General features: G+C 65.3%; 14 protein-coding genes. 6 read left to right on the top strand and 8 right to left on the bottom strand.

Annotated features, from left to right (window positions below):
* From cpaB to EBS11_RS23535, 3 genes are all read right to left on the bottom strand, one after another.
* Positions 1 to 653: Flp pilus assembly protein CpaB (cpaB, locus tag EBS11_RS23525; protein ID WP_290607015.1), on the bottom strand; the 653-nt coding region annotated here is incomplete at its 3' end.
* Positions 650 to 1198, bottom strand: a complete 549-nt coding sequence (locus EBS11_RS23530; protein ID WP_290607017.1) for a prepilin peptidase — start codon at positions 1196 to 1198, stop codon at positions 650 to 652. The genes EBS11_RS23530 and cpaB, both read right to left, overlap by 4 nt.
* 64 nt (positions 1199 to 1262) lie before the next feature.
* Complete coding sequence (locus tag EBS11_RS23535; protein WP_290607019.1) at positions 1263 to 1430, bottom strand: Flp family type IVb pilin; 168 nt, start codon at positions 1428 to 1430, stop codon at positions 1263 to 1265.
* A 421-nt stretch (positions 1431 to 1851) separates the two neighbouring features.
* Here EBS11_RS23535 and EBS11_RS23540 point away from each other — a divergent pair, with 421 nt between their 5' ends.
* The gene (locus EBS11_RS23540) at positions 1852 to 3912 is read left to right on the top strand and encodes a primosomal protein N' (protein ID WP_290607022.1); all 2061 of its coding nucleotides are present in this window, start codon (positions 1852 to 1854) and stop codon (positions 3910 to 3912) included.
* On the opposite strand, the gene EBS11_RS23545 is transcribed toward EBS11_RS23540, so the two are convergent.
* Complete coding sequence (locus EBS11_RS23545) at positions 3909 to 4799, bottom strand: ArgP/LysG family DNA-binding transcriptional regulator (RefSeq protein ID WP_290607024.1); 891 nt, start codon at positions 4797 to 4799, stop codon at positions 3909 to 3911. The two genes, EBS11_RS23540 and EBS11_RS23545, sit on opposite strands and share 4 nt — an antisense overlap.
* Before the next feature lie 130 nt (positions 4800 to 4929).
* On the opposite strand from EBS11_RS23545, the gene EBS11_RS23550 reads away from it, so the two are divergent.
* Together EBS11_RS23550 and EBS11_RS23555 are read left to right on the top strand one after the other, a co-directional pair.
* Positions 4930 to 6378, top strand: coding sequence for a dihydrolipoyl dehydrogenase (locus EBS11_RS23550; RefSeq protein WP_290607025.1), 1449 nt, complete (start codon positions 4930 to 4932; stop codon positions 6376 to 6378).
* A gap of 166 nt (positions 6379 to 6544) precedes the next feature.
* On the top strand, positions 6545 to 7666 hold the full coding sequence (locus EBS11_RS23555) for an HD domain-containing phosphohydrolase (protein WP_290607027.1): 1122 nt from the start codon (positions 6545 to 6547) through the stop codon (positions 7664 to 7666).
* 9 nt (positions 7667 to 7675) lie between these two features.
* Here EBS11_RS23555 and EBS11_RS23560 read toward each other — a convergent pair whose 3' ends face one another.
* The gene (locus tag EBS11_RS23560) at positions 7676 to 8161 is read right to left on the bottom strand and encodes an SRPBCC family protein (RefSeq protein WP_290607029.1); all 486 of its coding nucleotides are present in this window, start codon (positions 8159 to 8161) and stop codon (positions 7676 to 7678) included.
* A gap of 209 nt (positions 8162 to 8370) precedes the next feature.
* On the opposite strand from EBS11_RS23560, the gene EBS11_RS23565 reads away from it, so the two are divergent.
* Positions 8371 to 10431 carry a UvrD-helicase domain-containing protein gene (locus EBS11_RS23565; RefSeq protein WP_086137636.1) on the top strand — a complete coding sequence of 687 codons (2061 nt, stop codon included), beginning with the start codon at positions 8371 to 8373 and terminating at the stop codon, positions 10429 to 10431.
* 7 nt (positions 10432 to 10438) lie between these two features.
* On the opposite strand, the gene EBS11_RS23570 is transcribed toward EBS11_RS23565, so the two are convergent.
* Positions 10439 to 10795, bottom strand: coding sequence for an addiction module antidote protein (locus tag EBS11_RS23570; protein ID WP_290607033.1), 357 nt, complete (start codon positions 10793 to 10795; stop codon positions 10439 to 10441).
* The gene (locus EBS11_RS23575) at positions 10792 to 11175 is read right to left on the bottom strand and encodes a type II toxin-antitoxin system RelE/ParE family toxin (RefSeq protein ID WP_290607035.1); all 384 of its coding nucleotides are present in this window, start codon (positions 11173 to 11175) and stop codon (positions 10792 to 10794) included. Before EBS11_RS23575 ends, EBS11_RS23570 begins: the two co-directional genes overlap by 4 nt.
* 155 nt (positions 11176 to 11330) lie before the next feature.
* Between EBS11_RS23575 and EBS11_RS23580 the strand changes: the two genes are divergently transcribed.
* Positions 11331 to 11549 carry a SlyX family protein gene (locus tag EBS11_RS23580; protein ID WP_070290273.1) on the top strand — a complete coding sequence of 73 codons (219 nt, stop codon included), beginning with the start codon at positions 11331 to 11333 and terminating at the stop codon, positions 11547 to 11549.
* Between the two features lie 18 nt (positions 11550 to 11567).
* On the opposite strand, the gene EBS11_RS23585 is transcribed toward EBS11_RS23580, so the two are convergent.
* Positions 11568 to 11936 (bottom strand): DUF6404 family protein, encoded by a 369-nt coding sequence (locus tag EBS11_RS23585; RefSeq protein ID WP_290607039.1) that lies wholly within the window; start codon positions 11934 to 11936, stop codon positions 11568 to 11570.
* Positions 11937 to 12189: 253 nt separating this feature from the next.
* Here EBS11_RS23585 and EBS11_RS23590 point away from each other — a divergent pair, with 253 nt between their 5' ends.
* A complete protein-coding gene (locus EBS11_RS23590) occupies positions 12190 to 14346 on the top strand; it encodes a M3 family metallopeptidase (RefSeq protein ID WP_290607041.1) in 2157 nt (718 codons plus the stop codon).
* Positions 14347 to 14459: the final 113 nt, after the last annotated feature.

Consider the following 14459-nt stretch of genomic DNA (forward strand, 5'->3'; position numbering starts at 1 on the left):
ACCTGGTTGCGCAGCACCAGCGACAGCGTGCCCACGCTGCGCGCCAGGTCCAGTTTTTCCGTCTGCCCGGGTGTCAGCTCCAGGGTCACGGCATTGACGACCTTGGGCTGGGTATCGTCGCGCGTCGCTTCCTGCGCGATGGCCAGCACGCGTATGCGTTCGAGCACGATTTTCGAGATGGCCGGCCCTTGCATGGTGGCATTCCTGAGCGGCTCGCCCTGGGTATTCACCAGCACGTCGACGAAGTTGCCGGGCAGGGCGAAACCGGCCACGCCCACCACGTCGTTGACCCTGACCGTCATGGCGCGCTTGCCGTCGCCGAGTGCGGCAGACAGGCCGCCGAGCGTGCCTTCCGGCGCCAGTTTGCTGTCGAGCAATGGTTCGCCGCGCCCGATGGCGTGGCGCGTGACCCTGGCCTCGAGTCGCGCCGCGTCGCCGGTGGCGCCGGGCGGCAGGGCGTGGGCGGGCCAGTCGACGAGGCTGATCATGCCGGGCGCCAGGCGCGTGCCCAGGGGCAGGTCGGCGTTGGCGACGGCCACCTTGCTGCTGGCGGGGGCGGCCTGCGCATGGATCCAGCGCAAGGCCACGAGGGTGGCGCCCAGGGCCACCACGAGGGCCAGCACGATCAGCGCGATGGCGCGGCTATGTTTCATGCCATGCTCCAGAAAAAGGACAACAGGGTGCCGCTGGCGATGGCGATCGCATACGGCAGCTTGCCGCTGGCGGCGCACGGCGCATCGAGGCGGACGTCGCCGCCACCGAGGCCGCGCGCCATGCTGTGCAACAGCATGCGGTAGCCATTGCCCAGCACCTGGCGCAGCATGCCCGTGCAGGCGGCCACGGCGAGCGCCAGCAGGCCGCCGGCCAGCAGGGTGAGCAAGGTGGCCGCCAGCACCTGTTGGGGGCCGACGAAGGCGCCCACCATGGCCATCAGCTTGACGTCGCCGGCGCCCAGTGCGCGCAGCATATACATGGGCAGCAGCAGAGCCAGGCCCAGCGCCATGCCGCCCAGCGCGGCGGGCATGCCCAGGCCGCCTCCGGCCGGCGTCAGTACGGCATGCAGCAGCAGGGCCGCCAGCGCGCCGCCCCCCGCCAGGACATTCGGGATGCGGCGGCGGCGCACGTCATGCCAGACGGCGCCGGCAAGCAAGATGCACAACAGCAAGGTGGGCAGGGAAATGGCGAACAGGAGAGACATGACGGGGGCGATGGGCGGTAGCGGCGCAAGACCCGGGCGCGCTGCGCGCCCGGGAAGGGGAGACTCAGGCAACGGTCATCTTGTTGACGACGGCGGTGAAGCCGGCCTTGATGCCATCGCCGAGGATGGTGACGGCGGCGATCAGCGCCGTGGCGATCAGTGCGGCCATCAGGGCGTACTCGATGGCCGTGACGCCGTCTTCGTCCTGCAGGAAGTTGTGAATTGCTTGCATGTTATTTCCCTTGTGAGTGTGGATGTGGTTGGTCGTTGCGCAGCGCCGGCTCCCGCCGTGCCGCGGGCCGGACATGGCCTGCTCCGGCAGCCTGGCGTCGCTGCCAGAAATTGCCGAAGCGCTAACTATAGGCGGCCGCAGCGCGCCGGGCATCCCACAAAGGTCACTTTCCGCTTGGTACAATCGGCCCCTTTTGCACGCCCCTGCGCAGGACATTTGTACCAGGGGCCGCAGCCCCGCTGGCTTTGCCATAACACGGTTATTTTTGCTGCTGGTCGAGACAGGCGGCGTGCCGGCCGCGCGCGTGGCGTTAGGCGTTTGCCGGGCAGAGCTAGTATCATGGCCGGCTGGCGCACGCGCCGCTAGCTGACGCCGCGCCGCGCGTTTTTGTCTGCCGTTTATAGAGATAGGCCCCCCACCCATGCCGCAGTGCATCCCGACGCCGTGCATCCTGAAGATCGCGCTCGACACGCCCCTGAACGCCCTGTTCGACTACCGCTGGAACCCGCCCGCCGGCGCGGAGCAGGCGGATGCCGCCATGCCGTTGCCGCAGGTGGGACAGCTGGCGCTGGTGCCGTTCGGCCGGCGCGAAGTGATGGGGCTGATCGTCGGCGTGTCCGACAGCACGGACGTGCCGGCCGCGAAGTTGAAGGATGCGCTGGCCGTGCGCAGCCAGCTGGCGCCCCTGTCGCCGCAATGGCTGGCGCTGGCCGCCTTTGCCGCCGATTACTACCAGCGCCCGCTCGGGGAAGTGGCCTTGCCGGGCTTGCCAAAGAACCTGCGCGTGCTGACCACCGTGGCGCTGGACCGCGCCATCAAGAAGCTGGGCAAGCTGGCCGATGCGCACGACGGCACGCCGCTGAACATGCCGGCGCTCAATGGCGCCCAGCAGGAAGCGGCGGACGCCATCGGCGGCGCCCGGGGCTTTCAACCGACCCTGCTGTACGGCGTGACGGGCAGCGGCAAGACGGAAGTGTATCTGCAAGCCTGCGCCCAGGTGCTGGCGCGCGAGGACGATGCGCAAATCCTCATCCTGGTGCCGGAAATTAACCTCACGCCCCAGCTGGAAGGCAATATCCGCGCGCGCTTTCCCGGCGTCATGCTGGCCACCCTGCACAGCAGCCTGTCCGAAGGCGAGCGCATGCTGCACTGGCTGGCTGCCCACCAGGGCCAGGCGCGCATCATCCTCGGCACGCGGCTGGCCATCCTGGCGTCGTTGCCGAAACTGAAATTGATCGTCATCGACGAGGAGCACGACCCGTCCTACAAGCAGCAGGAAGGCTTGCGCTATTCCGCGCGCGACCTGGCCGTGTGGCGCGCCTGGCAATTGCAGATACCCATCGTGCTCGGTTCGGCCACGCCGTCGCTGGAAAGCTGGCACCATGCGCAGACGGGGCGCTACCGCAAGCTGGAATTGCGCGAACGGGCCGTGAAAAATGCCGTCTTGCCGCGCGTGAAGATCCTCGACATGGAGCGCGACAAGCCGAAGGATGGCCTGACGTCGCACCTGGTGGCGGCATTAAGGCTGCGCATGGAGCGGGGCGAGCAGTCGCTGCTGTTCCTGAACCGGCGCGGCTATTCCCCCGTCATCTGCTGCGAATCGTGCGGCTGGATCAGCAACTGCACGCGCTGCACCTCGTTCATGGTGCTGCACAAGCCGGAACACCGGCTGCGCTGCCACCATTGCAGCCTGGAATTGCGCATTCCTCGCCATTGCCCCACGTGCGGCAACGTCGATCTGCAGCCGTTGGGACGGGGCACGCAGCGGGTGGAAGAAGGCTTGCAGCAACTCTTTCCCGAGGCGCGCATCCTGCGCATCGATGCCGATTCCACGCGCAAGAAGGGCAGCGCGCAGGAAGCCTTCGACACCGTGCACCGGGGTGAAGTGGACATCTTGATCGGCACGCAGATGGTGGCCAAGGGCCACGACTTCAAGAAGCTGACCCTGGTGGGCATCCTGAACCCGGACACGGCCCTGTTTTCCCAGGATTACCGCGCCAGCGAGCGCCTGTTCGCCCAGCTGATGCAGGTGGCGGGCCGGGCCGGGCGGGCCGCGCAGACGGAGGGCGGCAGCGTGTCGGAGGTGCTGATCCAGACGCGCTATGCGCGCCATCCGCTGTACGACGCCGTCGTCAACCACGACTACGACCACTTCGCCACCACCTTGCTGGAAGAGCGGGCCCAGGCGGCGCTGCCGCCGTATCTGTTCCAGGCCCTGCTGCGCGCGGAAGCGCCGGAGCTGGCCACGGCCATCGAGTTCCTGCAGGCGGCCAAGGAGTGCATGGCACACCCGCAAGTGACCATCAATGACCCGATTCCCATGAGCATGACGCGCGTCTACAACGTGGACCGCGCCCAGCTGCTGCTCGAGTCCCCCTCGCGCCCCGCCCTGCAGGCGTTTTTGAAGGAGTGGCTGATGGAACTGCGCGCCATGAAGACGCGCGTGAAATGGTCGCTGGAAGTGGACCCGCTGGACATTTAAGCCAGGTAGTCGCGCCCGGCCTTGACGATCTGCTCGGACAGCAGCTTGGTGAAGGGCGTGTCCAGGGTCCAGGCGTGCCAGCTCAGAGGCACGTCCAGGGTGCGGCCCGGCAGCAAGTCCACCAGCGTCTCCGTCGCCAGCGCGGGGGCGGCCAGGCGCTGCGGCATCAGGCCGTAGGCCAGGCCATCCTGCACGCAGGCGCGGCGCGCCGTCTCCACCGGTAACGTGTGGTGCGGAAACGGCTCGCGCATTTGCAATTGTTCCGCGAGGAAACGCGCCAGCAAGCCATGCTGGCCCACCACGGCCGGCGCCAGCTGCACCGCTTCGGGGCTGAAGCCATCGCCGAACCAGTGCCCCGCAAACACGGGCGTGGCCACGCAGACATAGCGCAAGGTGCCCAGCGGCGTCACGCTGGTGGCGGCCGCCGCGTCGATGGCCGTGCCGGAAGCGCCCGCCACGCAACCGAACACCGTGCCGTCGCGCACCATCTGCAGGGCGCTGTCGCTGTCGGCCAGGCGTACGTCGAGCTGGCAGCGGGGCGGCGCCAGCAGGGCTGGCAAGGTGGCGGGGAACCAGGTGGCCAGGCTGTCGGCATCGAGGGCGATGGCCAGCTCCGGCATGCTGACGCTGTTGCCCAGGTCGATGTCGAGCGACGCTTCCATCAGCTTGACGTTGCGGTGGTGCACGATCAGGCGCTGGCCCAGCCCCGTCGGCACGGCCGGCTGGCCGCGGATGATCAGCAAGCGCCCGCTGGCGTCTTCCAGCGCCTTGATGCGCTGCGAGACGGCCGACTGGGTGATGCCCAGGGCCAGGGCGGCCTTGTCGAAACTGCCATGGCTGGCCACGGCGTCCAGCACGGCCAGCGCGCGATAATCGAGTGATCCCATTAGCTCAGCTTATAAATTTGAAAAACAATTAGTTATACTAATGCATATATTGCAGCAAAGTAAAACCTTATTTTCGGCAAACGGGTAGTATCGAAGGCTGTCAGCAACCTGAACGGGGAGTAAGCGCAGCATGAAGACGATACGAGTGGATGTGGCCGTGATCGGCAGCGGCACGGCCGGCATGACGGCGCGCAAGGCGGCGAGCATGCAGGGCAAGCGCGTGCTGATGATCGAAAGCGGGCCCTACGGCACGACTTGCGCCAGGGTCGGCTGCATGCCCAGCAAGCTCCTGATCGCGGCGGCCGAGGCGGCCCATGCCGTGGCGGCCGCGCCCGGCTTTGGCGTGCATCCCGGCCCCGTGCGCATCGATGGCCGGCAAGTGATGGCGCGGGTGCGCAGCGAGCGCGACCGTTTTGTCGGCTTCGTGCTCGACGGCGTCAACGCCATCCCCGACGAGGAAAAATTGCGCGGCCATGCGCGTTTTATTTCCCCCGGAAAATTGCAGGTGGATGCACACACCATCGTCGAAGCGGCCAGCGTCGTGATCGCCACCGGCTCCACGCCCATCATGCCGCCCGAGTGGCAGGCGGCGGGCGAGCGCGTCATCACGAGCGACGCCGTGTTCGAGTGGACGGACTTGCCCGCCTCCGTGGCCGTGGTCGGCAGCGGCGTCATCGGGCTGGAACTGGGCCAGGCGCTGGCGCGCCTCGGCGTGCGCGTGACGGTGTTTGCGCGCGGCAATAAGATCGCGCAGCTGACGGACCCGCTGGTCTTGCAGGAGGCGGGCGCCGTGCTGGCGCGCGAACTCGACATCCGCTTCCAGACGAGCGTGGCGCACCTGGAAAAAACGCCGGACGGCAGCGCGATCATGCTGACCAGCCGCGACGGCGCCGGGGAAGAAAAGACCGAGCAGTTCGAGTACGTGCTGGCCGCCATCGGCCGCCGCCCGAACGTGGACCGGATCGGCCTGGACACGGCGCAGATCGAACTGGACCGCCATGGCATTCCCCTGCACGACCCGCACACCATGCAGTGCGGCAAGAGCAGCATCTTCATCGCGGGCGACGCGGACAACGCCCTGCCGCTGCTGCCCGAGGCGGCCGACGAGGGCCGCATCGCCGGCGACAATGCGGCGCGCTTCCCCCACGTCCAGCCGGGCCTGCGCCGCACGCCCTTGACCATCGCCTTCACGGAGCCGCAGGTCGCCACCCTGGGCGCCACCTACCAGCAACTGTGCGTGAGCCATGCGGGCCGCTTCGCCGTCGGCGCCGTGTCGTTCGGCAACCAGGGCCGCAGCCGCGTCATGCTGCAGAACCAGGGCTTGCTGCGCGTGTACGCGGAGTTCGGCAGCAAGCGCTTCCTCGGTGCCGAGCTGATCGGCCCGCGGGCGGAACACCTGGGCCATCTGCTGGCCTGGGCTTGCCAGGCGCAGCTGACGGTGCCGGCCATGCTGGACATGCCCTTCTACCATCCCGTCATCGAGGAAGGCGTGCGCACGGCCTTGCGCGAGCTGGCGCTGCACCTGGAAAAAGACCCGGAACATGCGCCCGGCTGCGCCGACTGCTCCCCTGGCGTGTGATGCAACTTTAAGAATTAAACAATTTTGTAGACAAGCTCACATGATTGCGCGATCATCGCTGCCACATTGAAATATTGATTAAAAGCAAAAAACATTTCAAATGGTTCATATCCACGATGTCGGGATGGTAAACATCAGTCGTGGCTGGCGATGACACGGAGACGATGTGAAGATTCGGCGCATATATGCGGGGGAACTGGCCGTGGGCCTGGCCCTGCCTTGGGACGTGCATGGCGAAACGGGCAGCTTGCTGGCCAGGATGGGCCACGTGATCAGCAGCGAGGCGCAGATCGAACTGCTGCTGGCGCGCGGCGTCATCGCCGACATGCGCGAGGAGGCGCCGCGCGCGGCCACGGAAGCGCCCTCGTCCCTGCGCATGCTGAACCTCGTCACCGCGGGCCTGGCCCTGGTCTTGCCGGCCATCGCGGCCGGGCAAGTTGTGGCGCAGGAGCAACTGACGCCGCTGGCGCAACTGCTGGAAGAGGCCGTCGTGCTGGATGCCGACGTGGCGCTGGCCTGCATTTTGCACAACCAGGGCGCGGGCGACTTTGCCGTGCGCCACAGCGTCGACACGGCCGTCGTCACGGCCCTGCTGGCGCGCGCCCTCAAGCTCGATGCGGCCGTCGTGCGCAGCATCGTGCTCGCCGCGCTGAGCATGAACGTGGGCATGCTGGAACGCCACGGGGATTTCCAGCACAAGGCGGGGCCGCTCGATGCCGATGAGCGCGCCTACATCCGCGCCCATCCGCAAGCGGGCATGGCGCTGCTGCGCGCGGCCGGCGTGACGGACGCCGTCTGGCTGCAAGCCGTGCTGCAGCACCACGAAAACATCGATGGCAGTGGCTATCCGCTGGGCATCACGGGTGAGGAGATCGGCGTCGGCGCCCGGCTGATCATGCTGGCCGACCGTTACTGCGCCCGGGTTTCCGCGCGCAGCTACCGCAAGCCCCTGTTGCCGAACGCGGCCCTGCGCGAAATGTTGTCGGCGGACAAAGCCACGCTGGACGCGCCGCTGGCGTCGCTGCTCGTGCGCGAACTGGGCATCTACCCTGTCGGCACCTTCGTCAAGCTGTTGAATGGCGAGATCGGCGTCGTCACGCGCAAGGGCTTGAACGCCACCACGCCGCACGTGCAGTCGCTGGTCGGCCCGCGCGGCGCGCGCCTGGACGTGCCCCTGCGGCGCGACACGCGCGTGGACTTGCACGCCATCCGTGAAGTGCTCAGCGCGGAGCAGGCGGGACTGCAGTTTCGCCCCGACCAGCTGTGGGGCCGCAGCGCGCGCCTGTAGGGCGAATGTTCAGTTCAGCAAACCCGCATCGAGGCGGCCTTCCAGCGCCAGCTCGCGCATGATGCGCACGGTGTCGATGTCCGACTCCTGGTAGGCGGAGCGGCGGAAGTCGTCGTACATGGCGTTGGCCGCATCGGTGGCCGCGTCATGCCCGTCGTCGTACTGGAAGCGCACCCACAGGCTGGCTTCGTCGGGCATCTCGATCGTCATGACGAGCGAGGAGGCGCTGATGTCCTTCTGCGCCGGCACTTCGTAGCGCACCTGCAGCTGCGGCACCAGCACCACACGGTCGTTGATGACCAGCTCGCCATAGCGCAGGCTGCGGGAAAAGCCGGTATCGCTGTGTTCGCTGATCTGGCACTCGTCCAGGTGCGGCACGAACAGCTTGGGCGACTCGGCGCGCAAGACGAGGCCGCGCCACACCTGTTCCAGGGTCAGGGTGTCGATCAGCGGGTTGAGCGGATCGTTAATTTCAATCAGGTGTTCAAATTTCATAGGACTGCCATTCGGTAAGTGGGCGCGCGCGGGCGATATAGGCGGAATGGTACTCCAGCGGTGGCCGCGCCGCACGCATTGCATGCCCCGAGATGGCGGCATTTGGCGATATATCAATGCCATTGCCTGTTTTTCGTGCAGCTGCCGCCGTGCAAATGGCGGGCGCGACACTGTTACAATGGGCTGCTGTTCCCTCCGGAAATACCCTGATGTCCAAAGCACCACAATTCGGTCTGAATGCCCCCCAAAGCGAAGCGGTGACCTACCTCGACGGCCCTTGCCTCGTGCTGGCGGGCGCCGGTTCGGGCAAGACGCGCGTGATCACGCAAAAGATCGCCCACCTGATCGAAGACCGGGGCTACGACCCGCGCACCATCGCCGCCCTGACCTTCACCAACAAGGCTGCGCTGGAGATGCAGGAGCGCATCGCCAAACTGCTCAAGCAGCCGCGCCAGGCCAAGCAGTTGACGGTGTCGACCTTCCACTCGCTGGGCGTGAAGATTCTGCGCCAGGAAGCCAATGGCGTGGGGCTGAAGGACCGCTTTTCCATCATGGATAGCGACGATTGCTTTTCCCTGGTGCAAGACCTGGCCATTACCACCGATAAACAGGTGATCCGTGGCATCCAGAACGCCATGTCGCTGTGGAAGAATGGCTTGATCGACCCGGACATGGCCCTGGCGCAAGCGAAGGATGAGGATGAGGCGAACGCGGCGCGCATCTACCGCAGCTATGTCGCCACCCTGTCCGCCTACCAGGCCGTCGATTTCGACGATCTGATCCGCCTGCCCGTGGAATTGTTCCGCAACAACGGTCCCGTGCGCGACAAGTGGCAGCGCCGTTTGCGCTACCTGCTCGTCGACGAGTACCAGGACACGAACACCTGCCAGTACGAACTGGTCAAATTGATGGTGACGGGCATCGGCAAGAAACCGATGTTTACGGCCGTGGGCGACGACGACCAGGCGATCTATGCCTGGCGCGGCGCCACCGTGGAAAACCTGAAAACGCTGGAGACGGATTTCCCCGATTTGCGCGTCATTAAACTGGAGCAGAATTACCGCTCCACCATGCGCGTGCTCAATGCGGCCAATGCCGTCATCGGCAACAATCCGAAGCTGTTTGAAAAATCGTTGTGGTCGGAGCACGGCCTGGGCGAGCCGATCAAGGTGCTGGGCATGCAGACGGACGAGCAGGAGGCGGAGCAGGTCGCCATCATGATCTCGGCCGACCATTTCGAGCGCAAGAACAAGTTTTCCGATTACGCGATCCTGTACCGGGGCAACCACCAGGCGCGCATCATCGAGCAATGCTTGCGCAAGGAACGCATCCCGTACACGATTTCCGGCGGCCAGAGTTTCTTCGACAAGGCCGAGATCAAGGACATCATCAGCTACCTGCGCCTGCTGGCCAACGAGGACGACGACCCGGCCTTCATCCGCGCCGTGACGACGCCGCGCCGCGGCGTGGGACAGTCGACCCTGGAAGTGTTGGGCGCGTTCTCGGGCCAGTGGCAATGCTCGCTGTTCCAGGCCGTCTTCAAAGGCGGCATCGAGGCCAAGCTGACGGACCGCCAGCTGGGGCCGCTGCGCGACTTCTGCAACTTCATCAACGACCTGGAATCGCGCGCCAGCCGCCCCGGCGCGGCGGGCAGCGGCGACAACGCGGCCGAAGTGCTGGACGACATGATGAAGGAAATCCACTACGAATCGTATCTGTACGATGCCTTCGAGGAACGGCAGGCGCAAAGCAAGTGGCAGAACGTGCTGGAATTCGTCAACTGGCTGAAGGAACGGGGCCGGGGCGGCAAGGACCGCGACGGCGAAGAAAAGAACGTGCTGGAATTGACGCAGATGGTGGCCCTGATGACCATGCTGGAAGGCAAGGACGAGGAGCAGGACGCCGTGCGCATGTCCACCCTGCACGCGTCGAAGGGGCTGGAGTTTCCTCACGTCTTCCTCGTCGGCGTGGAAGAGGGGATTTTGCCGCACAAGGGTGACGCGGACGCGCCCGCCGAGACCATCGCCGCGCGCATCCAGGAGGAGCGCCGCTTGATGTATGTCGGCATCACGCGGGCCCAGCGCACCTTGCACGTCACGTGGTGCAAGAAGCGCAAGCGGGCGGGCGAGCAAGTCCATTGCGACCCGTCGCGTTTCATCAAGGAAATGCAACTGGACGTGGGCGACGCCGTGCCCACGGAAGCGGAAGTGATTTCGCCCAAGGAACGCCTGGCGCGCATGAAGGCCTTGCTGGCCGCGCCCAAGGCTTGAAGAACGCTCAGGCTTCCACGGCGCCGTCCGGCGTGGTCTTCGGCACGATGGCCAGCTGCATGCCCAGCGCATCGAGCATTTTCAAGATGGTTTCGAAGCGCGGCTTGCTGCCTTCGCGCAAGGCCTTGTATGCGCCTTCGCGCGTGATGTCGGCCCTGGCCGCCACCTTGCCCATGCCGTAGGCGCGCACCACGTCGTTCATGGCGGACTGGAACAGTTCCGCGTTGCCCGTGGCGACGATTTCGCTCATGTAGGCGGCCACGGCGGCCTTGCTGGTCAGGTGTTGTGTTGGGTCAAATTTGCTCAATCCCAGCGCGTCGAGGTCGTCGAGGTCGAAGGTGTCATGGTCGGTATGTTGCTTCATTTTCTTCGTGCTCCTGTGGATGCCGCCGCCGCTTTGCGGATGGCTGCCTGTCGGGCTTTCAGCTCCCTGAGGATCGCCTGCGCCTGCTGGATGTCGCGCCGCTGGCTCGATTTATTGCCACCGAGCAGCAGCAAGATCAGGGTGCCCAGATTGGTTTCGTGAAAATACACGCGCCAGCCAGGCCCCGTCTGCAAAAAACGCAGTTCGCACACGCCTTCGCCCACTGGCCGCCAGTCGCCCTTTTTACCATGCTGCAAGTGCTTGATGCGCGCGTCGATGGCGGCGGCCGCCACGTCGTGCAGGGAGTCTTCCCAGCGCCGGTATTCGGCCGTCTTGCGCGTGTCGATCAGCAGTGGCTCGGTCGGTGTTGGTTCAATCATTGTAATCGTTTGTTCTCATTCGTCAAGCGGTTTGATCCAGCTATCAGGAGAGAATAGGCAGGAATCGGCGCCGCAGCGGGAAGAATGCCCTTTGTTTGTCCTGGCGCACGCCGCTGCGGCGGTAGAATGCCCCCTTTCAGTCAGGAATGAGCACCATGGACAATGCAGAACAGATGGAAACACGTTTCGTCGATATCGAAATCAAGCTGGCGCAGCAGGAGGACCTGGTCGAGTCGCTGAACCAGATGGTGTACCAGCAGGGCAAGCGTATCGACCAGCTGGAAGCGATGCTGCACAAGCTGGGCGAGCACGTGCGCGACGGGGCGCAGCAGGCAAATGGCGGGCTGGTCAACGAACGTCCGCCGCACTATTGATACCGGGGCCTTGCCGGCTTATTTACCGTCCAGCGCGGTCCATGCCGGCAGCTGGTGCTTGCGCCGGTCGCGGGCGTAGACGGTGGACATGGCGAGGCCGAACAGGAGGCCGGCCGCGCTGGCCGCCAGGAAGGCGGTCATGGGAGACGGTGGCCTGGCGGCCGCCTGCAGCGGCCACACGACGAGCCACATGGCCAAGCCCCAGAACGTGCCAAAGAAGAGTCCCATGCCGAGCGTGGTGCGCAGGAAGGACTGGAAATGCGGCGGCGCCACCTGCACACCGGCCTTCCATAGCAGCCGCAGCAGCGGTGGCGCATAGTGGCTGGGGGCCATGCCCGTGCTGCTCAACAGCTCCAGGGCGCGTGTCTTGCGATGTTCAAAGTGCATGGATTCTCCGTCTACTGTTGCCGAATGGATACTATATGCCATACGGCTCATGTGAGCATTGATATTTTTCACGGGAAGGGCAGGGGCGCTGCCGTAGCGGCGTGCATGTGCGGATATCAGGCAGGACAACCTTTCATGTAGGGGCGTATCGCTACCATCGGTAGTTGCGGGTGACGCAAGTGTTTCTGGCTGTTATTATTTCAGGCTGGCCCGCGACACAATCGCGGCACTCTTGCGTTTCTTGAAAGAAGACATGACCCGTCCAACTCTGCTCGTCATCGCCGCCAGCCTGATGCTGGCACCAGCCGCCTTTGCCGCCACCGCCGCCCCGACCGCTACCGCGGCCGTCCAGGCCACCGCACTGCCTGCCTCGAATCCGTTTGCGCAGGCCAGCAGCCTGCCGTTCAACTATCCTCCGTTCGACAAGGTGCAGGACGCCGACTATGCGCCGGCCTTTACGGCAGGCATGGCCGCCCACCTGGCGGAAATCAACGCGATTGCGAATAACAAGAAGCCGGCCACGTTCGACAACACCATCGTCGCCATGGAACGCTCGGGCGAGCTGCTGGGCCGCGTGCGCACCGTGTTTTCGGTGATGTCCGGCTCCAACACGAATGAGACGATCCAGGGCCTGGAACGCGAGCTGGCGCCGAAGATGGCCGCCCACAGCGACGCGATCATGCTCAATGACAAGTTGTTCCAACGCATCAATACGCTGTACGCCAAGCGCGACAAGCTGGGCCTCGATGCGGAATCGAAACGCCTGCTGGAACGCTACCACACGGACTTCGTGCGCGCCGGCGCCAAGCTGTCGGCCGCCGACAAGGAAAAGCTGCGCGCCTACAACGGCCAACTGGCTGCCCTGTCGACCAAGTTCGCGCAGAATGTGCTGAAGGAATTGAACGCCTCGGCCGTCGTCGTCGACACGCGCGAAGAACTGGACGGCCTGTCGCCGGCCGCCATCGAAGTGGCCGCCGGCCTGGCCAAGAAGCGCGGCCTGGACGGCAAGTACGTGATCGCCCTCGTCAACACGACGGGCCAGGCGCCGCTGTCGCAGCTGACCAACCGCGCCTTGCGCGAACGCATCATGGCCGCTTCGCAGGCGCGCGGCAGCCGTGGCGGCGAGTTCGACAACACCCAGGAAGTGCTGGACCTGGCGAAACTGCGCGCCGAACGGGCCGCACTGATGGGCTACCCGAACTACGCCGCGTATTCGCTGGAAGACCAGACGGCGAAGAACACCACCGCCGTGAACGCGCTGCTGGGCGAGCTGGCCAAGCCGGCCGTCGTCAATGCGCGCCGTGAAGCGGACGATATCCAGAAGGTCATCGATGCGGGCAAAGGCGGCTTCAAGGTGGGCGCCGCCGACTGGGCCTTCTACAGCGACAAGGTACGCGCCGAACGCTACAGCTTTGACGAAAATCAACTCAAGCCGTACTTTGAAATGCACAGCGTGCTGACCAAGGGCGTGTTCTTTGCCGCCGGCAAGCTGTATGGCCTGACCTTCAAGCAGCGTACCGACTTGCCGGTCTACAACGCCGACATGCTGGTGTACGACGTCTTCAACGAAGACGGCACGCAGCTGGCCATCTTCACCCTGGACCCCTACGCGCGCAGCAACAAGCGCGGCGGCGCCTGGGCGAATGCCTACGTGGGCCAGTCGGGCTTGCTGAACCGCAAGCCCGTCATCGCGAATAACCTGAACATTCCGAAACCGGAAGCGGGCCAGCCGACCCTGATGACGTTTGACGAAGTCAACACCATGTTCCACGAATTCGGCCATGCGCTGCACGGCATGTTCTCGAACGTGAAATACCCGCGCTTCGCCGGCACCAGCGTGCCGCGCGACTTCGTCGAATACCCGTCGCAAGTCAATGAAATGTGGGCCCTGTGGCCGGAAGTGCTGCAAAACTACGCCAAGCACTACCAGACGGGCGCGGCCATCCCGGCCGAGCTGCTGGCGAAAGTGACGGCGGCCGACAATTTCAACCAGGGTTACAAGACGACGGAATACCTGGCTTCGGCCCTGCTGGACCAGCGCTGGCACCAGCTGACGCCGGCACAGATCCCGACCGACGTGGTTGCCTTCGAGAAAGCCGCGCTGGCGGACGCGGGCGTCGATTTCGCCCCGGCGCCGCCGCGCTACCGCACCACGTATTTCTCGCACGCGTTCGCGGGCGGCTACTCGGCCGGCTACTACGCCTACCTGTGGTCGGAAAAGCTGGATGCCGACACGGTCGAGTGGTTCAAGGAAAACGGCGGCCTGACGCGCAAGAACGGCGACTGGTTCCGCGCCAAGCTGCTGTCGCGCGGCGGCAGCGCCGATGCGCTGGACATTTACCGCAACTTCCGCGGCCGCGACGCGAAGATCGAGCCGCTGCTGGAACGCCGTGGCTTGAACGGCAAGTAATCCCCCGTCACCGGCTTGGCCGGTGCTGAATATCGATGGCCGCCCCGCAACGGGCGGCCATTTTTATTTGGCGATTTTCCGCATAAACCGTGGTAAACCGCGCATTTGGCGGG

Origin of the sequence: Janthinobacterium sp., assembly GCF_009923995.1 — a bacterium.
In the GTDB taxonomy this organism is placed as follows: domain Bacteria; phylum Pseudomonadota; class Gammaproteobacteria; order Burkholderiales; family Burkholderiaceae_D; genus Janthinobacterium.